Source organism: Aurantiacibacter rhizosphaerae (genome assembly GCF_009807005.1).
Lineage (GTDB): Bacteria > Pseudomonadota > Alphaproteobacteria > Sphingomonadales > Sphingomonadaceae > Alteraurantiacibacter > Alteraurantiacibacter rhizosphaerae.
This window is the reverse complement of record NZ_WUBR01000002.1, coordinates 485179-506915: the sequence shown is the minus strand read 5'-3', so window position 1 is coordinate 506915 and position 21737 is coordinate 485179. Positions and strand designations below refer to the sequence as shown.

General features: G+C 62.4%; 24 protein-coding genes. 12 read left to right on the top strand and 12 right to left on the bottom strand.

The genetic code is table 11. The features are described from left to right. Positions 1-100: 100 nt before the first annotated feature. From GRF63_RS09920 to GRF63_RS09905, 4 genes are read right to left on the bottom strand one after another with little or no spacing between them, the layout of a single operon-like run. Positions 101-805 (bottom strand): DUF2459 domain-containing protein, encoded by a 705-nt coding sequence (locus GRF63_RS09920; protein ID WP_160485840.1) that lies wholly within the window; start codon positions 803-805, stop codon positions 101-103. 15 nt (positions 806-820) lie between these two features. After that, on the bottom strand, positions 821-1726 hold the full coding sequence (locus tag GRF63_RS09915) for a 50S ribosomal protein L11 methyltransferase (RefSeq protein WP_160485839.1): 906 nt from the start codon (positions 1724-1726) through the stop codon (positions 821-823). Next, positions 1723-2661: a subclass B3 metallo-beta-lactamase gene (bla, locus tag GRF63_RS09910; protein WP_160485838.1), complete on the bottom strand. Its 939-nt coding sequence runs from the start codon at positions 2659-2661 to the stop codon at positions 1723-1725. Before bla ends, GRF63_RS09915 begins: the two co-directional genes overlap by 4 nt. Continuing rightward, positions 2651-3361, bottom strand: coding sequence for an SDR family NAD(P)-dependent oxidoreductase (locus tag GRF63_RS09905; RefSeq protein ID WP_160485837.1), 711 nt, complete (start codon positions 3359-3361; stop codon positions 2651-2653). Before GRF63_RS09905 ends, bla begins: the two co-directional genes overlap by 11 nt. Positions 3362-3531: 170 nt before the next feature. On the opposite strand from GRF63_RS09905, the gene sdhC reads away from it, so the two are divergent. Genes sdhC through GRF63_RS09880 form a run of 5 tightly spaced genes read left to right on the top strand, consistent with a single transcriptional unit; the run spans position 3532 to position 8375 of the window. Then, positions 3532-3912: a succinate dehydrogenase, cytochrome b556 subunit gene (sdhC, locus tag GRF63_RS09900; RefSeq protein ID WP_160485836.1), complete on the top strand. Its 381-nt coding sequence runs from the start codon at positions 3532-3534 to the stop codon at positions 3910-3912. Between the two features lie 14 nt (positions 3913-3926). Next, positions 3927-4316 carry a succinate dehydrogenase, hydrophobic membrane anchor protein gene (gene sdhD, locus GRF63_RS09895; protein WP_160485835.1) on the top strand — a complete coding sequence of 130 codons (390 nt, stop codon included), beginning with the start codon at positions 3927-3929 and terminating at the stop codon, positions 4314-4316. Beyond that, entirely contained in the window at positions 4316-6148 is a 1833-nt protein-coding gene (gene sdhA / locus GRF63_RS09890; protein ID WP_202131671.1) for a succinate dehydrogenase flavoprotein subunit, read from the top strand. The genes sdhD and sdhA overlap by 1 nt, the downstream gene beginning before the upstream one ends. Positions 6149-6155: 7 nt before the next feature. Continuing rightward, a complete protein-coding gene (locus GRF63_RS09885; RefSeq protein WP_237392409.1) occupies positions 6156-7013 on the top strand; it encodes a glycoside hydrolase in 858 nt (285 codons plus the stop codon). A 42-nt stretch (positions 7014-7055) separates the two neighbouring features. Then, positions 7056-8375: a M20/M25/M40 family metallo-hydrolase gene (locus tag GRF63_RS09880; protein WP_160485834.1), complete on the top strand. Its 1320-nt coding sequence runs from the start codon at positions 7056-7058 to the stop codon at positions 8373-8375. Positions 8376-8378: 3 nt separating this feature from the next. Here GRF63_RS09880 and GRF63_RS09875 read toward each other — a convergent pair whose 3' ends face one another. Then, positions 8379-9032, bottom strand: a complete 654-nt coding sequence (locus GRF63_RS09875; protein WP_160485833.1) for a peptidylprolyl isomerase — start codon at positions 9030-9032, stop codon at positions 8379-8381. 74 nt (positions 9033-9106) lie between these two features. On the opposite strand from GRF63_RS09875, the gene creD reads away from it, so the two are divergent. Next, entirely contained in the window at positions 9107-10534 is a 1428-nt protein-coding gene (gene creD, locus GRF63_RS09870; protein ID WP_337189647.1) for a cell envelope integrity protein CreD, read from the top strand. A gap of 32 nt (positions 10535-10566) precedes the next feature. Here the strand turns inward: creD and GRF63_RS09865 are convergent, their stop codons facing one another. Genes GRF63_RS09865 through GRF63_RS09855 form a run of 3 tightly spaced genes read right to left on the bottom strand, consistent with a single transcriptional unit; the run spans position 10567 to position 12330 of the window. Beyond that, on the bottom strand, positions 10567-11130 hold the full coding sequence (locus tag GRF63_RS09865) for an ATP-dependent Clp protease proteolytic subunit (RefSeq protein ID WP_160485831.1): 564 nt from the start codon (positions 11128-11130) through the stop codon (positions 10567-10569). A gap of 37 nt (positions 11131-11167) precedes the next feature. After that, entirely contained in the window at positions 11168-11794 is a 627-nt protein-coding gene (locus GRF63_RS09860) for an NrsF family protein (RefSeq protein ID WP_160485830.1), read from the bottom strand. Beyond that, complete coding sequence (locus tag GRF63_RS09855) at positions 11791-12330, bottom strand: sigma-70 family RNA polymerase sigma factor (RefSeq protein WP_160485829.1); 540 nt, start codon at positions 12328-12330, stop codon at positions 11791-11793. Before GRF63_RS09855 ends, GRF63_RS09860 begins: the two co-directional genes overlap by 4 nt. 158 nt (positions 12331-12488) lie before the next feature. Between GRF63_RS09855 and GRF63_RS09850 the strand changes: the two genes are divergently transcribed. Beyond that, complete coding sequence (locus tag GRF63_RS09850) at positions 12489-12893, top strand: BlaI/MecI/CopY family transcriptional regulator (protein WP_337189646.1); 405 nt, start codon at positions 12489-12491, stop codon at positions 12891-12893. Continuing rightward, complete coding sequence (locus GRF63_RS09845; RefSeq protein WP_160485828.1) at positions 12890-14785, top strand: M56 family metallopeptidase; 1896 nt, start codon at positions 12890-12892, stop codon at positions 14783-14785. Before GRF63_RS09850 ends, GRF63_RS09845 begins: the two co-directional genes overlap by 4 nt. Positions 14786-14807: 22 nt before the next feature. On the opposite strand, the gene GRF63_RS09840 is transcribed toward GRF63_RS09845, so the two are convergent. Next, positions 14808-15419 carry a hypothetical protein gene (locus tag GRF63_RS09840; protein WP_160485827.1) on the bottom strand — a complete coding sequence of 204 codons (612 nt, stop codon included), beginning with the start codon at positions 15417-15419 and terminating at the stop codon, positions 14808-14810. A 1-nt stretch (position 15420) separates the two neighbouring features. Further along, positions 15421-16284 carry a KPN_02809 family neutral zinc metallopeptidase gene (gene ypfJ / locus GRF63_RS09835; protein ID WP_160485826.1) on the bottom strand — a complete coding sequence of 288 codons (864 nt, stop codon included), beginning with the start codon at positions 16282-16284 and terminating at the stop codon, positions 15421-15423. Between the two features lie 95 nt (positions 16285-16379). Here ypfJ and GRF63_RS09830 point away from each other — a divergent pair, with 95 nt between their 5' ends. Continuing rightward, the gene (locus tag GRF63_RS09830; RefSeq protein WP_160485825.1) at positions 16380-17135 is read left to right on the top strand and encodes a 3-hydroxybutyrate dehydrogenase; all 756 of its coding nucleotides are present in this window, start codon (positions 16380-16382) and stop codon (positions 17133-17135) included. Positions 17136-17170: 35 nt separating this feature from the next. Here the strand turns inward: GRF63_RS09830 and GRF63_RS09825 are convergent, their stop codons facing one another. Further along, positions 17171-17497 (bottom strand): WYL domain-containing protein, encoded by a 327-nt coding sequence (locus GRF63_RS09825; protein WP_160485824.1) that lies wholly within the window; start codon positions 17495-17497, stop codon positions 17171-17173. A 290-nt stretch (positions 17498-17787) separates the two neighbouring features. Here GRF63_RS09825 and guaB point away from each other — a divergent pair, with 290 nt between their 5' ends. The 3 genes from guaB to GRF63_RS09810 all read left to right on the top strand — a co-directional run bounded on the left by guaB (position 17788) and on the right by GRF63_RS09810 (position 21186). After that, on the top strand, positions 17788-19239 hold the full coding sequence (gene guaB / locus GRF63_RS09820; protein ID WP_160485823.1) for an IMP dehydrogenase: 1452 nt from the start codon (positions 17788-17790) through the stop codon (positions 19237-19239). A gap of 207 nt (positions 19240-19446) precedes the next feature. Then, the gene (locus GRF63_RS09815; RefSeq protein ID WP_160485822.1) at positions 19447-20625 is read left to right on the top strand and encodes an RsmB/NOP family class I SAM-dependent RNA methyltransferase; all 1179 of its coding nucleotides are present in this window, start codon (positions 19447-19449) and stop codon (positions 20623-20625) included. 63 nt (positions 20626-20688) lie between these two features. Next, positions 20689-21186, top strand: coding sequence for a tetratricopeptide repeat protein (locus GRF63_RS09810; protein WP_160485821.1), 498 nt, complete (start codon positions 20689-20691; stop codon positions 21184-21186). 6 nt (positions 21187-21192) lie between these two features. Here the strand turns inward: GRF63_RS09810 and GRF63_RS09805 are convergent, their stop codons facing one another. After that, a complete protein-coding gene (locus tag GRF63_RS09805) occupies positions 21193-21675 on the bottom strand; it encodes an RNA pyrophosphohydrolase (protein WP_160485820.1) in 483 nt (160 codons plus the stop codon). Positions 21676-21737: the final 62 nt, after the last annotated feature.

Sequence of the window (21737 nt, the reverse complement as noted above, 5' to 3'; positions counted from 1 at the left end):
ATCTCTAAGGGGCTGGTTACCTGCTCCTGTCAGGCTCCAGCAACAATGATTGAGAAAACAACTGATAAAGGTTTTGCGGTTCCAATCAACCATTATCTTGTTATCTTTCAGGCAGTTGCCTTTCCGGTATCCATTTCATCACACCGCCTGCAAAGGGCGTCCACGCGCCCATCGGCAGGCCGGCCTCCGCCAGTGTTTCGCCTACCCAGCTGTTGCAATTGTTGGCGAGGGAATAGGTGCCGGAGGCCTCATAATAGGCATCATCGGCATAAGTGCCCGACAGGATCTTGCGGCTTTGCCCGGCGGATAGCGTGGGCAGGGGGCGCTCTATCGCGGAAACAAGGCGGGCATATTGCGCGGAGCTGATGCGCACCGGCCGATGGTTTGGCCCGGCCATCGGGCGCACGTAATTGCTCACACGCATCAGCGCGTCTCCGCCCACGGTGGCAATACGCAGCGCGGTGGCGGGCCTCAGGTCAGCCCAGGTGGCCACGTGGAGGAAAACCTCCCGCTCTCCCCAGCCGATGGAAAGGTGCGTGGGCACACGGCCATATGCATCGGGCATGGCGGCGCTGGGAAAAACGGTGCGCCAGTCCTTTGCAGGAGACACCACGGGCACGACGATGCCTGTGTGGGTGCCGTTGGTTTCCACCAGGATCTCGATACTGTCGTCGGGCTGCGGCGGTTGCGCGGTTTGTTCGCCATGCGGAATGGAGCTGCCGATCCAGCCTGCCAGCGGATAGCCGGCGATCACCAGCGCCAGCAGGGCGCCGATAACCAGGGCGATCCGTCGCAGACGTCGCATGGTAGCCTAGCCTCCCTACCCGGTGAAACGGCGGCGCAGCCAGAGGATGCTCCAGTCGCCGTTCACCATCCGGCGGTGGAGCCTAAAGCCTGCGCGGCGATAGGCGGCGCGCACATTGCGCTCCTGCCGTTCCAGCAGGCCTGCCAGCAGGATGCTGCCGCGCGGTGCGACGGCTTCTGCAAAATCATACGCCATATCGATCAGCGGACCGGCAAGGATATTGGCGATCAGCAGGTCATAGGGCGCGCGGGCCTGCAAGGCAGGATCATCCATGCCATCGGCGATCAGCATGGCAAATTCGCCATGCCCAGTGCCCAGCGGCAGATTGTTCAATTCGCAATTATACACCACCGCCGGGCCGCACACCGGATCGATATCGCTGGCCGTCACGAATGCGTTGCGCCACAGGTCCAGCGCGGCAAAGCCCAGCAGACCCGTGCCGGTGCCGATATCGGCGATGCTGCGCGGGCGCAGGCCCTGCTGGTGCATGATGTCCAGCATTTGCAGGCAGCCTGCCGTTGTTTCATGCTGCCCGGTGCCGAAAGCCTGCGCTGCCGGGATCACGAATTCGGTCAGATCTGCGTCGCCAAGTTCCTTGTGATCGGGCGTGCGCACGCGAAAGCGCCCGGCGCGGATCGGCTCCACACCCTTCTGGCTTTCCGCCACCCAATCGGTGTCCGGCAGTTGCTCCGCCAGGATCGGCGGGGCGGGTTCATCAAACAGGGAATTAATGGCGGCGCGATGGGCCTTTCCCGGCTTGGTCTGCAAATAGGCATCCAGGCGCCATGTATCGGGCTGATCGGGGTCCACCTCGAACCCGGTCAGGACGATGCTTTCATCCCAGCCGATGGCTTCATCGCGCCGGTCCAGCGCGGTTTCCACTGCCTGCCTTGTGGCAACGGCAGACAATTTCCAGCTCATTGTGCAGCTTCCAGTTCCAGCCTTTGCTCCAATCGCATCAGGCGATCTGCGGCGTAGGCTGCGCAATCCATTCCGCCGCCAATATCACCCGCCACCAACTTGTCACGCATGTTGCTGGCAGAGGGATGCGGCGTCAGCAGGATATCGCAATCCAGCTGTGCCAGGCGGGTGATGCCATCGCGATAGGATTGCAGATATTCCGGGTGATCGGTGAAGCGGTAATCATCGCGCGCCACGGCAGAAAGGCTGTCTGCATAAACCACGGTGCGGCAATCTGCCGCGTCGCAGCTTTCCCATTGCCATGTCAGCGCGCCGGGTGTGTGGCCGGGCGTGGCGATGGGCGTGAAGGTAAGCCCTGCAATGGTGACAGGCTCACCCGGCGTAACGGCGGAAACCTGCGATCCGGCCAGCGGACGCATGGCGGGATGCATGCCGAACTGCGGATCATCCACGGCCGCTATGCCCGTTTCGATCACCGGCAATGCAGGGGGAGAGGTCAGGACGCGGGCACCGCTGTTCTGATTGATCCACCACAGGCCGCCCACGTGATCGAAATGTTCATGGCTGGTAAGCACGGCGCGCAGGTTCTGCGGTTGAAAGCCCAGCGTGCGAATATTGCTCAGCACAACGCGCGCGCCATCGCGCGTGCCGCTGTCGATCAGGACATGGCCATCTTCCCCGGCCACCAAGATGGCCGATATGCCGCAGGTACCCACGTGATAGGTGTTGCCGTGAATGCGGAAGGGCTGGGCGCGCTTGTCCCATTCGTCCCAATCCTCGCAAGATGCGGCCCAGTCGGCAGCGGGCAGGGCATTGGTGCGCGCGGCGGCCAGCGTGGCGGCGCTGGCAGTTGGCACGGGCGGCTGCGGCGCAACGCATCCGGTCAGCAGGGCCGAACCCAGCGCTGCCAGCGCCGCCAGCGCTTTAGCGGACATAGCTTGCGCCGTTGGCGTCTATCACGGCGCCGGTCATGCTGGGCGGTGCATCCAGCGCGCAGAACACGGCGATATCGGCGATCTCCTCCGGCTCTGCCACGCGGCCCAGCGGGATATCGGCCAGCAGGCCATCGCCGCCCCGGCTCTCCAGATAGTCACCCGCCATGCTGGTGTCGGTAAAGCCGGGCGCGATGGCATAGGAGAGGATGCCTTCGGCAGCATAGCCGCGGGCGATGGTCTTGTGCATGGCGATCATGCCGCCCTTTGCTGCGGCGTAATGCCAATGCGCGGGCGAATCGCCGCGAAAGGCCGCGCGGCTGGCGATGTGCACGATCCGGCCTGTGCAGCCGCGTTCCTGCCAGTGGCGCACGGCAAACCGGCTGAGCTGCGCGGCGGCGGTGAGATTGATGCGCAGCGTATCCTCCCACCTGTCCAGCCATTCTATATCGCTGGCGTGCAGGGGGATTTGTTCGAACAGCCCGGCGTTGTTCACCAGCACATCTATCCGTCCGTCCAGATGGGCCAGCGCTTCCTCCCACAGCATTTGCGGGGCGGGCGGATCGGCAAAATCTGCTGCAATCGTACGGGTATCCACCGCGCGGGTGGCGTGGCCCATCACGTTGCAGCCACGGTCGGCCAAACGATCCGATATCGCCTGTCCGATGCCTCTGCTGCTGCCTGTCACTAGGATGTTTGTCATGCGCACATGTCATAGCGATGGGTAAGGCACGGGGAAAGGCCGAGAAGTATTGAGATCAATACCGACAGGAAATTTTGCCAGACAGCCCGAAGGCCCGCTTGTCAGGCGCGCCACAATCGTTAGAGCGGGGGCCAACACACTGGCACTTAAATAACGCGACGGAACACAACATGGCTGATCGCCCGCTTTCACCGCATCTGCAAATCTGGAAATGGGGGCCGCACATGGCGGTTTCTATCCTTCACCGCGTATCCGGCGGCGGCATGGCAATCGTCGGGCTGGGCGTATTGCTGTGGTGGCTGGGCGCGCTGGCCAGCGGACCTGCTGCTTACGACACCTTCTACACCCACGCTTCCAGCTGGTATGGCATGGTGGTGCTGATCGGGCTGACCTGGGCGTTCTTCACGCACATGAGCTCTGGCCTGCGCCACTTCGTTCTGGATCTGGGCGCGGGTTACGAACTGGATACCAATCGCACCTTCGCCGTGATCTCCATGATCTCCGGCATCGTGCTGACTGTGGCCTTCTGGGCCTTCATCCTGCTGCGCTAGGACGGAAAAAGACTATGGGTAATGGAACTTCGATCGGCCGCGTGCGCGGCCTTGGCGCTGCGCACGAGGGGGCGCATCACTGGCTGATGCAGCGCTTCACCGCTGTCGGCAATCTGGTGACGATGCTGTTCCTCGGCATCTCCCTGGCGCTGATGGACGACTATTCTTACGCCAGCATTTCGGGCTGGCTGTCCTCTCCCCTGCCTGCCTTCATGGTGGCGCTGCTGGTGATCAGCACCTTCTGGCACGCCCGCCTTGGCCTGCAGGTGGTGGTGGAAGACTACATGCATGAACCGGGCACCAAGTTTGCCGCGATTCTCCTTCTCAACTTCGCCAGCTTTGCAGGCGCCGCGTTCGGCCTGTTCTGCATTGCCAGCCTTGCCTTCTCCGGAGGAGCCGCCTGATGGCCCGCAAAGAGACTTTCGAAATCAATGGTCGCGCCTATCCCATTACCGATCACACCTATGATGTGGTGGTGGTTGGTGCAGGCGGCTCTGGCCTGCGCGCCACGATGGGCGCTGCCGAAGCTGGCCTGAAGACGGCCAACATCTCCAAGGTGTTCCCCACCCGCAGCCACACCGTGGCGGCGCAGGGCGGCATCGCTGCATCGCTGGGCAACAACACGCCCGATCACTGGTCATGGCATATGTATGACACGGTGAAGGGCGCAGACTGGCTGGGTGACCAGGACGCGATCGAATATCTCGCGCGAGAGGCTCCGCAGGCGGTTTATGAGCTGGAGCATGCCGGCGTGCCTTTCAGCCGCAATGATGACGGCACGATCTATCAGCGCCCCTTCGGCGGCCACATGCAGAACATGGGCGAAGGCCCGCCCGTGCAGCGCACCTGCGCCGCGGCAGACCGTACCGGCCATGCCATGCTGCACGCGCTCTATCAGCAGAGCCTGAAGTACAGCGCCGATTTCTACATCGAGTATTTCGCCATCGACCTCATCATGAAAGATGGCGTCTGCGTTGGCGTGATCGCCATGTGCCTGGACGATGGCACGATCCACCGCTTCCGCAGCCACGGCGTGGTGCTGGCAACGGGTGGATACGGCCGCTGCTATTACACCGCCACATCCGCCCACACCTGCACTGGTGACGGCGGCGGCATGGTGCTGCGCGCTGGCCTGCCCCTGCAGGACATGGAATTCGTGCAGTTCCACCCCACCGGCATCTACGGCGCGGGCGTTCTGATTACCGAAGGCGCGCGCGGCGAGGGTGGCTATCTCACCAATTCCGAAGGTGAGCGTTTCATGGAACGCTATGCCCCTTCGGCAAAGGACCTGGCCAGCCGCGACGTCGTGTCCCGTTCCATGGCGCTGGAAATGCGCGAAGGGCGCGGCGTGGGGCCCGATGGAGACCACATCTATCTGCACCTCGATCACATCGCGCCAGAAGTGCTGGCCCAGCGCCTGCCGGGCATCACCGAAAGCGGCAAGATCTTTGCCGGTGTAGACCTGACGCGCCAGCCGCTGCCGGTTACACCAACTGTGCATTACAACATGGGCGGCATTCCGTGTAACTATCACGGCGAAGTCGTCACCATCGGTGCAGATGGCAATCCCGATGCCGTGGTGCCGGGCCTGTTCGCCGTGGGCGAGGCAGCCTGCGTTTCCGTGCACGGTGCCAACCGTCTCGGCTCCAACTCATTGATCGATCTCGTGGTGTTTGGCCGGGCAACCGGTTTCCGCCTGAAGGAACTGATCAAGCCGGGCCAGAGTCATGACGAATTGTCTGCCGACAGCGCCGATTTCGCGCTGACCCGTCTGGATCATTTCCGCCACGCCAATGGCGGTTCTCCCACCGCGGAAGTGCGCTCTGACATGCAGAAAACCATGCAGAAGCACGCCGCCGTGTTCCGCGATAGCGAACTGATGTCTGCCGGTGTGGCTTCTCTGGCGGAAACCAACAAGCGGATGCAGGATATCAAGGTGTCTGACCGTTCGCTGATCTGGAATTCGGACCTGATCGAGACGCTGGAACTGGACAATCTGATGTCGCAGGCCGTCGTCACCATGTCCTCTGCCGAAAACCGCAAGGAATCGCGCGGCGCCCATGCGCATGAGGATTACCCCGATCGCAACGATGCGGAATGGATGAAGCATACCGCGGCCTGGTTCACCGGCTGGGGCGGCAGCGGCGGCGAGGTGCGTATCGATTATCGCCCAGTCCACGAATACACGCTGACGGATGATATCGCCTATATCGAACCCAAGAAGCGGGTGTACTGATCACGCAATGAAGGCGGCAGCGTTTGCGTTTGCACTGGCAGCGCTGCCGCTGACTGGATGTGTTGCCAGCATCAAACCCGTTGATGAGGCGGGCTTTTATACCAAGCAGGTGACGGCGGCAGGTCTGCCGATCCGATCCAGCGCGCAGGTGGATGACGCAGCCTTGCTGGCCGCGCGCGATATGGTGCGCGGCATGCTGTCGCAGCGTCCCGATCTCGCCGCGGAAATGCAGCGGCAGGATATTCGCGTTGCCGTTATGGGACGGCAGGAGGCCTTGCTGGACCTGCCCGAATTCGCCGCATGGACCAAACCCGATACCGACGATCCGCGCCTGACCCGGTGTGAGCGGCTGCATTACGCCGAACGCATCGGCAGCCTGACCGACAGGCAATATTGGGACGCGCGCGTGCGCGGCATCGGCGGGGAACGCACCGTGGTGGCGGAGGAGGACGTGCTGGGCCTGCGCGAAAGCCGTTATTACGGCGAGACGATACTGGTGCATGAGTTCGGCCATTCCGTCCTCTATGCCATCCAGGCCATCGACCCCGCGCTCTATCGCCAGCTTGAGGCGGCCTATGCCGATGCCGAGGCGCAGGGCCTGTGGCGCGACGAATATGCGATGACGACGATCCACGAATACTGGGCAGAAGGAACGCAGTTCTGGTTCGATTCCAACAAGCTGGTGGTGGTGGACGGGCGCCAGATCCTGGATCATCGTGATTTGCAGGCCTACGATCCGGCGCTGTATGCGGTGCTGGCGAAGGTCTATCCCGATACGCACCGGCTGGAGTCGGACCCGTTTTACCTCCACCCCGCGCGCGTACCCGATGGACCGATCCCGGAAAACACGGCCGAGGTGTGCTGAGATCGCTTGCCGCATGCAAGGCTGCGCATTAGCCTTCGCTGCATGACATCACCCTTGCGTTTTGCCCCGCTGGCCGCCGCCGTTCTGGCTATCTCAGCCCCCGCCTTCGCGCAGCTTTCGCCTGCCGAGCAGACGATGATGACCACGGTGGAGGCCGGTTTCGAGGACGACGTTGCGCTGCTGGAGGCGATTACCAACCTCAATTCCGGCACGCACAACCATGATGGCGTGCGCGAAGTGGGCCAAATGCTGATCCCTGAGTTTGAGGCGCTGGGCTTCGAAGTCGAGTGGATTGACCAAAACCACGTAGACCGCGCTGGCCACCTTTTCGCGCGGCATATGGGTGATAGCGATGCGGCGAAAGTCCTGCTGATCGGCCATATCGACACTGTCTTCGAGCCAGAGAGCCCGTTCCAGCGATTCATGCGCGATGGCGACAGGGCAACCGGCCCCGGCGTGGTGGATGACAAGGGCGGCATCATCGTGATCCTTTCCGCCCTGCGCGCCATGCAGGCGGCGGGCACATTGTCCGGCGCGAATATCGTCGTCGCGCTGACAGGGGACGAGGAAGACGCAGGCGACCCCATCGCCCAGTCGCGGCAGCACCTGATAGAGGCAGGGCAGTGGGCCGATACTGCGCTGGGCTTTGAAGGGCTTTCGGTGGTGGATGGGCAGGATCTGGCCGTGGTCGCGCGCCGATCGTCCAACAGCTGGACGCTGACGACCACGGGATGCACGGGCCATTCCTCCGGCATATTTGCAGAAGGCGCGGGCTATGGCGCGATTTATGAAATGGCACGCATTCTCGATAGTTTTCGGGAGGAACTGCCCGAAGAGAACCTGACCTACAATGTCGGCTTCATGGCGGGCGGCACCCCTGCGACACTGGGTGAGGATAATCTTTCCGCCAGCGCTATCGGCAAAACCAACATTATCCCGGATAGCGCCGTTGCGCGCGGCGATCTGCGCACGTTGACGCAGGAACAGACGGACCGCACCGTGGCCGCGATGCAGGCCATTGTGCATGACAATCTGCCCGGCACCGATGCGCAGATAGACTTCGCCTTCCGCTATCCACCGATGTCTCCCAGCGAAGGCAACGCCGCTTTGCTGGCGCAGTTGAACGCTATCAACGAAAATATGGGCCTTCCTAAGATGGGCGTGTTTCCGCCGGCGCGTCGCGGGGCTGCGGATATCAGTTTCGTTGCGCCATACACCGACGGATTGGCGGGGATGGGGCCGGATGGATCGGGCAGCCACGCAGTTGGCGAAAGCGTGGACCTGCGCAGTTTCACCCGGCAAGCACAGCGCGCGGCGATCTTGATGAGCAGGCTGGCGGCGCAAGCGCCGGATCGGCGATAGAACTTACTCGGCGCTGTCTTCAAGCTTGCGCGCCTCGACGATTTCCACCGGCTCTGCCAGCATCTCCCCCTTCATCCATCCTTCGCCCTTTTCGGGGTCAACGGGCGCGGCGTGGATCGCTTCCACCACATCCATGCCATCGGTGACATAGCCGAACACGGCATAGCCATTGCGCCAGACGGGGTTTTCCTCATCGGGCCGTGCGTCCAGGCCCGTCTGATCGCCCAGCATGATGGAGAAATCGCCATTGGCCGTGCCCGGCTCTCCCATCGCCATCGATAATGCGCCGCGCGTGTGGGTAAGGCCGGTCAGCGTCGTCGGCTCATGCTCGATGCCCGGCAGCACGCGGTCCGAATCCCACTGCGTGCCGCCCTGGATCAACCCGTTGGGCTGATCGCCCCAATCAAGATTCATCGCGCGGTAGAACACCGTGCCGTCAAACCTGTCCTCCTCCACATAGCGCAGGAAATTGCCCGCCGTGATCGGTGCCCGCTGTGTTTCCAGCGCGATCACAATGTCGCCCATCGTGGTTTCCAGCACCACGCTGGTCGTCTCATATTCAGTGGCAGGTGGCGCTTCTGCAGTCTCCTGCGCGAAAAGGGGCGTGGCGGCGGCGAGCATGGCGCAGGGAAGCGCGAAAGCGAATCGTTTCAACATGTTCGCCATCTTGCCCTGCGCGGGCGAATTCACCAAGTATTCAGTTCGTCGCTCTAAAAGCACGGTTCATCGCAATGCAACAGGGAGTAGAGAAGATGAGACGAGAGCGAAGCCCAGGCGTAAGGTTGATGCTGGCAGGGTTGGTGGCGGTGGTGCTGATCGTGCCGCTGATGATGGTTTATGCTCTGGTGTATGACCGGGAAAACCAGTCGCAGCAGGCGCAGGCGCAGATCACGCGCGGTTGGGGCGGCCCGCAGACGATCACGGGGCCGGTGCTGGTAATACCCTTCACGGCGCAGACGGTGGAGGCTGAAACGGTTGACGGGGTGGTGACGGAACGACGGCGTCAGGTGCGGCGCGAATTGTTCGTTTCCCCGATGCAGCAGGCAATCGACACCAGGCTCGATCCCGATCGCAAGGGCTATGCCATCTATCAAAGCGTGGTCTATTCCGGCGCATTGGAGGGCACGGCAAGCTATACTCTCACCAGTGAGCTGGACCGGCTGGATATCACGCGTGACCAGCTAATGTTTGATGAGGCGGAGCTGCGTTTCGGCATTGCCGACACGCGCGGCCTTTCCGATGGCGCCAGCGTGGTGGCGGGTGGAGAGCGGCTGGAACTGAGCCCCGGCAATGGCCCGCTTGCCACCGGCGGTTCCGGCTTTTCCGCACCCGTTTCCAAATGGGACGGGGAAGGCGCGCTGGACGTTCGGTGGAGCTATGGCCTGCGCGGTACGCAGTCACTATCGCTGATCCCGCGCGGGGGTGAAACGGAATGGACCGTCACCTCCCCATGGCCGCATCCCAGCTTCACCGGGGGATATCTGCCGGAACCATCGCAGACGCAAACCTCCGCCGATGGGTTCAAGGCGGTTTATCCGGGCATCACCAATCTGGCTCTGGGGCAGGGCATAATGTCCATTTCCGATCACAGCGCCGGCTATCCGCAGGAGGCCACCACCATGGACCCACGGATGGAACGCGCGCGCGCCAGCAATGCAGAAGGCGCGCAGCCTGCCACCATCGGTCTGGTGGAACCGGTTGACCTCTACAGCCAGGTGGATCGCGCGGTGAAGTATGGCTTCCTGTTCATCGGCTTCACCTTTGCCGCGCTGCTGATGTTCGACATTGTTGGCGGCGCCCGCGTGGCCGCGGCGGAATATCTGCTGACAGGCGCTGGGCTGATCCTGTTCTTCGTGATGCTGCTGGCCTTTGCGGAGGTGATCGGCTTCTCGCTCGCCTACCTGCTGGCCGCTGCGGCGATCATCGGGCTGCTGACGGCCTATAGCGCCGCTGTCCTCGGCACATGGCGCAGGGCAGGCTTCATCGGGGTGATGCTGGCAGCGCTTTACGGTGTGCTGTTTGTCCTGCTGAACGAGGAGACATACTCGCTGATAATCGGTTCGCTGCTGCTGTTCGGTGCACTGGCAGGCGTGATGTTCGCCACCCGCAATGTGGACTGGTCTTCAGTCGGTCGCAGTGAGGATGAGGCCATCGCATGATGCGATAGCCGCGACAGGTAAAAGGGGCTGGGTCAGATCACTTCGCAGATCAGGCCCAGCTCCTTCGCCTTTTCACAGCCGATGTACCAGTTTTCGGGCGCGCGATCCTGCACCTCCTCAAAGGTGACATTGCTGCCCTCCACGATCTCGCGAAAGCCTGCCTCCTCGATCTCGATGGAATGCTCGATCTCGTTCAGGGCGGCATGCAGCTGGTCTGTGCAGCTTTTCAGTGGGCCGGACAGGTTGATCGTCCGGGTGATCTGGCGTTCGTGGATCAGCAGGCTGGAATTCTTCGTCATGTAGCGATGGCTGACGGGAAAGCCCGCCATGAAGGTAGCGCCTGCGGAATATACGGCGGATTTGCCGAGGAAGTAGATATCCCGCCCCGGTTCACGCATCAGGCGCACATCGTCCGCCATCGTGCGCGCAACTTCGGGATTGCCGCCCAGCGTGGTGATCGCGATTACCAGCGGGCCTTCTGACGGGGCGGCATTCAGCTGATCGCGAAATTCGGCGTACATCGCCTCGTCAACGCTGCCGATCAGGCGAAGTTGCGGGCTGGTGAGGACGGTCTGGCTTCCGGTTTTCGTGTTCATGCCCTGCCAACCAGTGCGCGGCAAGGCTGTTCCAATATTACCAGCGCAAAAGACGCGGGCCGAGAAGCCAGCCAAGCGCGGCCATCGTCAGAATGGGCAGGCAATAGAACACCGCCACATAGGCCATGCCATGCTCTGGACAGTGGGGAGAATAGGCCGTCATCGCAGCAGCGCCCCCGAACATTCCTGCCACCAATCCGGCACGGTGCAGGTTCGTAGGCGCCAGCCAGCGCGCAGCCAGAATGGCGCCGCCAAAGGCAATCGGGCTCATCACCGCCATCGCCGCCAGGCAGCGCTGCCATGTCTCACCGGGGAAAGCCCGCTGGCCGATTGCGAGGTCCGCCCCCAGCAGGGCCGCCAGCAGTATGAAGGGCACGGCAAGCGTTGCCATGGTTGCGCCGGTGGCCTTGCCGGGCCTGCCGATAAACCACAGCGCAAATCCGCTGAGCAGGAGCAGGGCGATGGAAAAGCCCCACTTCACCAGCATGGGGCCAGGCCCGTTTATGGCCATGCCAATAAAGGGCGCCTCCAGCACCAGGGCAATGCCAATCGCGCAGATCGCCATGGCAAGGGCCAGCGGCGCAACGAATCGGGGAAGGGATGCGGGGCGCGGAGCCGCACCGTCCTGCGCCAGTTGATCGATCAGGCTATCGGTTGAGTTCATATCCGGTCTTTTTCCGCGATCTTCTTCAGCTGGGCCATGCCGCGATGCACGCGCAATTTCATGGCGGAAACGCCCACCCCGATGCGTTCGCCCGCCTCCCGATTGGATAGCCCCTCTATATGCGTCATGCGAATGGCGTCGGCCTGTGCGCGCGGCAGCTTTTCCAGCAGCGTTTCTATATCGGTGGACGCCAACGTATCTGCCGCAACTGCCATATCCGCCGCATCATCGAATTCGATCGGGCTGCGGCCGCGCCTTCGCCAGTGATCGATCAGCTTGTAGTTTGCGATGGCATACATCCACGGCGCCACCGGACGCCCCGGATCAAGCGTGTGGCGCTTGGCATGAATCGCTATCAGGCATTCCTGCACCACATCCTCCAGTTCACTGTCCGCGCCGATTTTCCGCGCCAGCATGGCGCGGATGCGCTGCGCTGCCTCGGACAGGAAGCGCCGATAGGCCGCAGAATCCCCGGCGCGCGCCGATGCCATCAACTGGTCCAGCGTATCGCCCGAAAAATCTGTCTGTTTGCCCATTCGTGCCATTCGGGCGTGAGGTTACACGGATTTTGCGCAAGGCCCATCCCCCGCGCCAGCCGAGCAAGGTAGTACCGATGGAAACTTGCATTCACCAGCAGTTCAGATTACAAGCGTAGTCGTAACACTTACAGATGTAATCGTTCAGGGAGGACGATGTGGTTGCAAAGACCGATCAGGATCAAGAGGACACCGGGGTGGAGCGCATCAGCGATGCCGAACATGCGGTGATGGAATCGCTGTGGGCGCGCAGCCCGCAAACCGCCGCCGAGGTGTGCGAAACCGTGTGCAAGGATCGCGGCTGGTCCATGCCCACCGTAAAAACCTTGCTGTCCCGCCTGGTGCAGAAAGGCGCGCTGGCAACCCAGCCGGATGGCCGCCGTTTCCTGTATTCTCCGCTGATCGCCCGTGCCGCCTATGTCGGCGGCGAATCGCGCCGCTTGGTAGATCGCCTGTTCGGTGGCCGCGCCGCGCCGCTGTTTGCCCATCTGGCGCAGGCAGAGGCATTGAGCGAGGATGACATCGCCGAGATCGAGAGCATCCTGCGGGAGTTGAAGAAATGACCGCTTTTGGGGACTGGTTGGTCGACACTTTCATCTACACCTCTTTGCTGATTGCGCTGGTGCTGCTTTTGCGCCGCCCGGTGTCTCGCTGGTGCGGGCCGCAGGTGGCCTATGCGCTGTGGGCGCTGCCCTTCATGCGGTTCGTCATGCCGCCCATCGTGCTGCCCGCGTGGATGGCCCCGGCGCAGCAGGAGGCCGCACTGTCGCCCTCCGCCCCGCTGATGGTGATCATTTCCGATCCGGCGGACAGCGCTGCCACTGCTGAAGTTGCTGGCTCCGCCGCTGCCGGAATTGGTGCCGCGCCGCTGGTGGGCATCACGGTCACCGATCTGCTGCTGCCGCTATGGATCGGCGGCGCGCTGATATTCATCGGCTGGCGCATTCGCGAATATGTGCAGATGCGGCGCCACTTGCTGGAAGGCAGCATTCCCGTGGGTGATGCGGGCAAGGTGCGGCTGGTGGAAACGCCCGCAGTCACCGGCCCTGTCGCCTTTGGCATTGCCGATAAGGTGGTGGCCCTGCCGCCCGCCTTCATGGCGCATTATGATATAAAGGCCCGCGATCTGGCGATTGCGCATGAACTTGCGCACCATCGCGGCCACGATCTCGTTGCGAACATTGCGGCCCAGCCGCTGTTGGCCTTGCACTGGTTCAATCCGCTCGCCTGGTGGGGCTGGAGAGCGATGCGCAGGGATCAGGAGGCAGCGTGCGATGCGCGCGTTGTCGCTGGCCGTGCGCGGTCTGAACGGGCTGTCTATGCCGAGGTAATTGCCAGCTTTGCCGCTGGTGAACATCTGGCAATGGCAGCACCCATGGCTTGTCCGGTGCTTGGCGAGAAATCGATCATTCACCGTTTAAGGAGCCTCACCATGTCCGAAGTATCGCCCGGCCGCCGCCGTATCGGCATCGCCGCCATCACCACCACCGCGCTGGCTTTGCCGCTGACCGCATCAATCACCTATGCGCAAAGCGAAGCGCCGCCGGTGCCCGACGCGCCTGCCGCGCCGCTTGCGCCGGAGGCACCGCTGGCGCCGCAAGCACCCTTGCCACCGATGGCGCCGCAGCCACCGGCACCGCCCTCCGCCATGATGATCAACGGGGAGGGCGAGCATGTGATCGTGCATTACGACGACGCCACCGGAGAGCGCCACGTCATCCGCCAGACGATCACGCGTGGTGGGGAGGATCGCCAATGGGATCAGTTCCAGGAGGAAATGGAACAGCAAATCGAAGAGCAGATCCAGGCGGAAATGGAGCAGGCGGAAGCCGAGATGGAGCTTCATGAGGCTGAGATCGAGATGGCGATGGCAGAGGCGCAGCGACGCGCCCATCGTTCGGCAGACCGGGCTGTTCAGGCGCAGGAACGCGCCGTCCACGCCCGCGAAAGGGCACAGCATGCCCGCGCCGTGGCTGTCCGCTTTGGGGAGGCCGATTGTGCCAAGGCTGGCCCCGACGGCGTAGTAAAGCGTGATCTTGGCAATGGCCGCACGGCGACGATGATCTGCGATACGCAAGCCTATGAAAGCATGGCCCGCAGCGGGGCACGCGCCGGTATCGAAGCAGCCATGGTCGGCATCCGCAGCGCGATGGTGGCGATCAGGGGGAATTCCAGCATCCCGGCCAAGGATCGCGAGGAGGCAGTCCGCGAAATGCAGGAGGCTCTGGATGAATTGCAGGCTGAGGCACGCAGCCTGCGCCGCGAACACGCAAGCATGTCGCACGCCAAGCCAAATGCACACAGCACCGCTGTTGCCATGAGCTGGCGCGGACGCATGGTGTCACCTGTTCAGGTGCTTTCGCCCATGCGGATGACTATGCCTGATCCCTCTCCTGTACAGGACGAGGATTGCGAGCAGGAGACGCGGCCTGTTGTGGAAATCGTCCGCGCCTGACCAAACGGTGATTATGCGCTAATCAATCGATGGGCTGAACGACGGGGCGCGATACGAAACGCGTCCCGTCTTCGCTCACCGTTTCTTCCACTTGCTGCTGTTCGGGCACCATCGATTCGCCCTGTTCCATTGCCGCCAGCATTGTGCTTGGCATGGGGCGTGCGGGGTAGGGGCAATCGCGCGCCTCTCCCAAACCCTTCAGATAGGATCGGCGCATCAGCCCGGCGGTAATTGCCTGGCGAAACTTGTGTTCGTGGTCGTTTGCGCCCGAAATTTCGCGGATGATGCCGCGAAACGGGATGAAGGACCCCAAGGCGCTTTGCGCCACGCCGGTTATCGACAGGCGCTCTTCCTCATCGGGCTGGGCGTCGACATCGTCCCCCAGCACCGCGTCCAGATCGCCGATCCCGCGCAGGATGTTGCTGCAACTCTCCAGCCCTTCGTTGGCGTAGGGGTTTTCCTGCGCCCAGATCAGGATCGTGGGGATGGGATCGCGCTTCAGGTTCAGATCGCTGAGCGGGGTCATGGCGACATCGGCCACATTGGGCCTGCGGTCCGTCACATCATCCTGCGCGCTGGCGGGCATGGCCAGCGCCAGGATGGGGAGGGCGAGGAGATATCGTGTGCGGTTCATGTCAGATCTGCAGATAGGTGGAATCGCATTGCTCATCATCCCCTGTGCGCATGCCCAGTTGCAACGCTTCCATGCGCTGGCGGCTGGTGCCGTGGGTGAAGTTCTCTGCACTTACGCGGCCCTTGGTCAGCGTATCGTCGCCGATGGCGGCGGCGGCGTTCATGCCTTCCTCGAAATCGCCGGGTTCAACGAGGTTGCGATTGCGGCCCGCCCAGACGCCGGCATAGCAATCGGCATGCAGTTCCATGCGCACCTGTAGCTGGTTCTTCATGCGCGGATTCTGCTGCTGTGCACTGCGGATCTGGTCTGAAACGCCGGTGATGGTCTGCACGTGATGGCCATATTCATGCGCCACCACGTAAAGCCGCGCGAAATCGCCGCCTTCGCCGGACATCTGCTTGAGCTGGTCGAAGAAGGATACATCGATATACATCCGCTCATCCGCCGGGCAGTAGAACGGTCCCATGCCGACAGAGCCGGTGCCGCAGCCGGTGTTGAACTGCTGTGCAGTCGCAAAGCGCAGGCCAGGGCCACGGAACTCGCTTCCCAGCCCCTCTTCCTGAAAGCGCGCGGACCATGTCTCGTTAAGAGAAGTGAGCGCGTTGCAGCTTTCCTGCGCATATTGGTTGGAGTTGCAGACGGCGGCCTCGTCCTCGTTCGCGGGCGCGGATTGCATCTGGCCCTGGCCCTGCTGCATGCCTTCCACCGTGGCGGCGGTCTGCATAGGGTCAAGCCCGAACACGAAATAGCCGATCGCCGCGATCACGATGGTGCCGCAGCCCAGCCCGCCAGCCTTGCCAACGCCGCCGCGCCCACCGGTGGTGCCCACGTCGATCTTGCTGGTATCGAACGGATTAAGTCTCATTGCGTGCCCTCCCCAGGCGAAGCATGTTGTAATGATCCGGTCATCATGTTTACGACACGGCGACCACAAGGCAAATCAACAGTATGGAGACACGAATGTTCCTCAAAGGCAAGCGCGCGCTGATCACGGGCTCCACATCCGGCATTGGCCTGGCCATTGCCCGCGCCTTGCAGGCAGAGGGTGCGGAGATCGTGCTGAACGGTTTTGGCGACGAGGACGAGATCGCGAAGCTGCGCGAAGAGCTGGGTGCCGAGTACATCAACACAGACCTCACCACGGTGGAAGGTGCCGAGGAATTGATGGCAGGCGCGGGCGGGGTGGATGTGCTGGTGAACAACGCCGGCATGCAGCACGTTGCTCCTGTCGAGGAATTCCCGGTCGACAAGTGGAACGCGATTATCGCGCTCAATCTCTCCAGCGCATTTCACACAGCGCGCCTTGCGGTCCCGCATATGAAGCAGGCGGGCTGGGGCCGCATCATCAACACCGCCAGCGCCCATTCGCTGACGGCCAGCCCATACAAGGCGGCCTATGTCGCCGCGAAGCACGGGATTGCCGGGCTGACGAAGACTCTGGCACTGGAACTGGCCGAGCATAACGTGACGGCCAACTGCATCAGCCCCGCCTATGTCTGGACGCCGCTGGTGGAAAGCCAGATCCCCGACACGATGAAAAGCCGAGGCATGACGCGTGAGGAAGTGATGAACGACGTGCTGCTGGCCCGTCAGCCCACAAAGAAATTCGTGCAGGTGGAGGAAGTGGGCGCGCTCGCCGCTTTTCTGTGCCGCGACGTGGCGCAGAACATCACCGGCGCGAATTACGAAATCGACGGGGGATGGACAGCGCAGTAGCGTTCAACGTCCGTCCGCAGCCCGATTGCGGACACTTAATCGTCCACACTCACCAGGGCGTTGTCGCCAGCTTTCACGACTTCTGCGTCGAAGGAGGCAAGTGGCTCGAACGCGTCGGTCGTCACGTCGATATCGGACATTCCGGCGATGTTGAAATTCCCCAACGTGGGGTCTTCATCGTGCCTCAGGCTCTTGGCTGGGTTGAACGCTCGAAGATAAACCGAATGGTGACGGGCGAACAACTGGTGCGGATTGAGCTGTAGGCGCTCCCCATTATAGGTCACCATAATCACGCGCTTTAGCTGAATGGCCTCGGCAATTGTCGCAAGCGTGGTCTTTTCCAGGGTGGTTTCATGCTGCATCGCACAATAATGCGGTCTGAGGGTTGCCTGCGCAAGGGTATTGCCGAATTATTTGTGCGACTGGCGAATTGAGTGGCGCGATCCGTACACACCTCTGTGAAGAACAGCCTTTCAGGCCCGCTGCGACTACTCTTCCGCTCAGAACAACCGCTTGATCAGGATGTTGTGCGCACACCTTGCTCCCAATTTTGCGCCATTCCCCTCTTTCCCGCCTCGCCCCCTAGCGATTGTCACACAGTGCGTTTACATGGGCCGCCACGAATCACCCGAGACATGAAGTGGCAACCCCAATGGAAATCCGCACCGGCCTGACTTTCGATGACGTGCTTCTGCAGCCCGCCGAAAGCAACATCCTCCCCTCGCAGGCCAGCACCAAGACGCTGCTGACCAAAGAGATCGGCCTCAATATCCCGATCATCTCGTCTGCGATGGACACGGTGACCGAATCGGAGATGGCCATCGTGCTGGCGCAGCTGGGCGGGCTGGGCGTTCTCCACCGCAACCTCACCATCGATGAGCAATGCGCCGCCGTGCGCCGCGTGAAGCGATTTGAAAGCGGCATGGTGGTGAACCCCATCACCATCACCCCCGATTCCACGCTGGGCGATGCGCAGGCCCTGATGGATCGCCACAATATCAGCGGCATTCCCGTGGTTGCGCCCGATGGCAAGCTGGTGGGCATCCTCACCAATCGCGACGTGCGCTTTGCCGACAATCCCGGCCAGCCGGTGAAGGAATTGATGACGAGCGAGAACCTCGCCACCGTCAGCGAGCAGGTTACGCAGCATGAAGCGCGCAAGATTCTGCACCAGCGCCGCATTGAGAAGCTGCTGGTGGTGGATAGCGATTATCGTTGCGTGGGCCTGATCACGGTGAAGGATATCGAAAAGGCCGTGCTCAACCCCGATGCCACGAAGGACAAGGGCGGCCGCCTGCGCGTTGCCGCCGCCACCACAGTTGGCGACAAGGGTTTCGAGCGGACCGAAGCGCTGGTGGATGCCGAGTGCGACGTGATCATCATCGATACCGCGCACGGCCATAACAAGGCCGTTGGCGAAGCGGTGGACCGGGTGAAGAAGCTCTCCAATTCCGTGCAGGTGATCGCGGGCAACATCGCCACCGCCGATGCGGCACGATCACTGATCGATTCGGGCGCGGATGCAGTGAAGGTGGGCATCGGCCCCGGCTCCATCTGCACCACCCGCATCGTGGCGGGCGTGGGCGTGCCGCAGCTGACCGCGATCATGGATGCCGCAAGCGCGGCTGGCGATGTGCCGGTGATTGCCGATGGCGGCCTTCGCACCAGTGGCGATGCGGCAAAGGCGCTGGCCGCCGGTGCCTCCACCGTGATGATCGGCAGCTTGCTGGCGGGCACGGAGGAAGCGCCGGGCGAGACGTTCCTCTACCAGGGCCGCTCCTACAAATCCTATCGCGGCATGGGCAGCGTGTCTGCCATGGCGCGCGGCAGTGCAGACCGTTATTTCCAGCAGGACATCAAGGATCAGATGAAGCTGGTGCCCGAAGGTATCGAAGGCCAGGTGCCCTACAAGGGCCCGGCGCGCGATATCATTCACCAGCTGGTGGGCGGCATCAAGGCGGCGATGGGCTACACCGGCAGCGCGACGATTGCCGATCTGAAGACCAACGCCAACTTCATCCGCATCACCAACGCCGGCCTGTCGGAAAGCCATGTGCATGATGTCAGCATCACGCGCGAGGCACCGAATTACCCGACGCGATAGGCCGGGAATGGCGCGCGTCTTTCCTACCCACGGAAACGCGCGCAGCTTTCCGGTCATGCCGATACAGACGCACCCCGGACTTTTCGCGATTGCCGAAAGTCACAGTTTTTCCAACAGGATTGCACTGCAAACCTTTGGAACATCGGCAGAATTGACGAAAACGAATTTTTGCAAACGGGGCGATCAGCGTTCCATGATGGAGCAATTATGACCCCCGCAGCCCGCATTCAGGCCGCTATCGAGATCCTCGACGGCATCATCGAAGCCGCCAAGGCCAATGGCGCCCCGGCAGACCGGCTGGTGGCCGACTGGTTCAAGAACCACCGTTTCGCCGGATCGAAGGACAAGCGCGCCATTCGCGAGCATGTGTATGACGCCATCCGCGCCTGCGGCCCGATCCCGGCGACGGGGCGGCGCGCGATGCTGGGGCTGGTGGAAGAACAGCCTGCCTTGCGCGAACTGTTCAGCGGCGAAGGCTATGGTCCGCCGAAGATCGGCAAGAACGAGAAACCGGCAGAAGGCGGCGTGGCGCCCGAATGGCTGGAAGATCGCCTGATCGCCTCTGCCATCGGGCAGGGCGAGGCGGAGGCCCTGCTGTCGCGTGCACCACTGGACGTGCGGATCAACCGGCTGAAAGTGGAAGGCGAACTGGCTGATCTGCCGGAGGAGGGCGAAAAGCTCGCCCTGCCGAATGCGCTCCGCTTCACTTCCGGCACGCAGGTTTCGCAATGGGAAGCCTATGAAACCGGGTTGATCGAAGTGCAGGATCTGGGCAGCCAGATCGCCTGCTCTGCCGTTGGCGCGCTGCCCGGCGACACCGTGATTGACCTGTGCGCCGGGGCAGGGGGCAAGACCCTGTCCCTGGCCGCTGCCATGGGTAATGCCGGCACGCTGATCGCGGCTGACACGGACAAGCGCCGTCTGTCGCAGCTGGGACCGCGGGCGGAGCGGGCAGGCGCGCAGGTTGCAGAGACCGTGCTGCTTGATCCGGGCAAGGAGCTGGAGGCTCTGGCCGCATGGGCAGGCACGGCGGACCGGGTGCTGGTGGATGCGCCGTGTTCCGGCACAGGCACATGGCGCCGCAATCCGGAGGCGCGCTGGCGCTTATCGGAAGCGGAGCTGTCGCGGCTCACGCAGTTGCAGGCGCGGCTGCTGGATATCGCCGCGCAGCTGGTGAAGCCGGGTGGCTCTGTCACTTACATCACCTGTTCGCTGCTGGATGAGGAAGGGGCAGGGCAAGTCGCCGCGTTCCTGTCCGATCACCCCGATTGGCAGGCAGAGGCGCTGGACCTGCCGCTGGGAACGGCGCGCGGGCCGGGCGTTCGCCTCACACCGTCCCACGACGGAACGGACGGGTTTTTCATCGCACGTATATCTAAGGCGTGATAACAAACCTTGGTAATGGACGCTTACAACCCATCTTTTTCGTCCAAGCTCAAGGAGTACGCCATGCGTTTCGGACCCGCCGCCGCCGCCCTTTCCCTCGCCCTGGCATTGCAGGCGAGCATCGGCAGCGCGAGTGATTACCAGGTCAATCCGCGTGCGCAGGCATTGGTAGAAGAAGGCCGCACTGCCTTGCAGATGGGCGATACGCAAAGCGCCATCGACGCGTTCGAGGCGGCTTTGGCCGTCGATCCGGGTTACACCGGCGTCTATATCGACCTTGCCCACTCCGCCCGCGCTCAGGGGCTGCAAGGCAAGGCGATCCACTTCTACAGGGAGGCGCAGGAACGCGATCCCGATAACCTCGCCGCCATCACGGGTGAGGGGGAAGCCCTGGTGGAAAAAGGCGCGCTGACCGCTGCACGTGAGAACCTGGACCGGCTGGAAAGCCTGTGCGGTGCAACCTGCGTTGAAACCGTGCAGCTAGCAGCCGCCATCGATCGCGGCCCGCCCGTGCTGACGGCAGAAGGTCCCGTGGCGGATGAGGATGTGGCCCAGAACTGAGCGGGTTCAGATCTTGCCCTTGAACCCGGCGACGACCGTTTCGTAAATCTCGCGTTTGAAGGGCACGATCAATTCCGGAAGCAGGTCTGGATCGACCCACTTCCACTCGCAGAATTCGGGGTGCTTGTGCGCCTCCAGATCGATATTGCTGTCCGCGCCGGTAAAGCGCACCAGGTACCAGACCTGTCGCTGACCCTTGTATTTGCCCTTCCACAGCTTGCCCTGCAATTCTGCGGGAAGATCATAATAAAGCTCATCCTCCAGCCGATGCACGATTTGCAGGTGGCTGGCCGTAACGCCCGTTTCCTCTTCCACCTCGCGCAGCATGGCTTCGTCAAGGTCCTCACCTTCGTCCACCCCGCCTTGCGGCATTTGCCACCAGTCGCCCTCCTTGTTGTCAATCCGCTTGCCGACAAACGCTTCCCCGGCGGAGTTGATAATCATCGTGCCAACGCACGGGCGATATTGCAGGCGATCGGTTCTGGTCATTCGCATCGCTTAGTGTGGTGGACATATGAATTCCAGCCATTGCGGGGCAAACAGAAAAACTT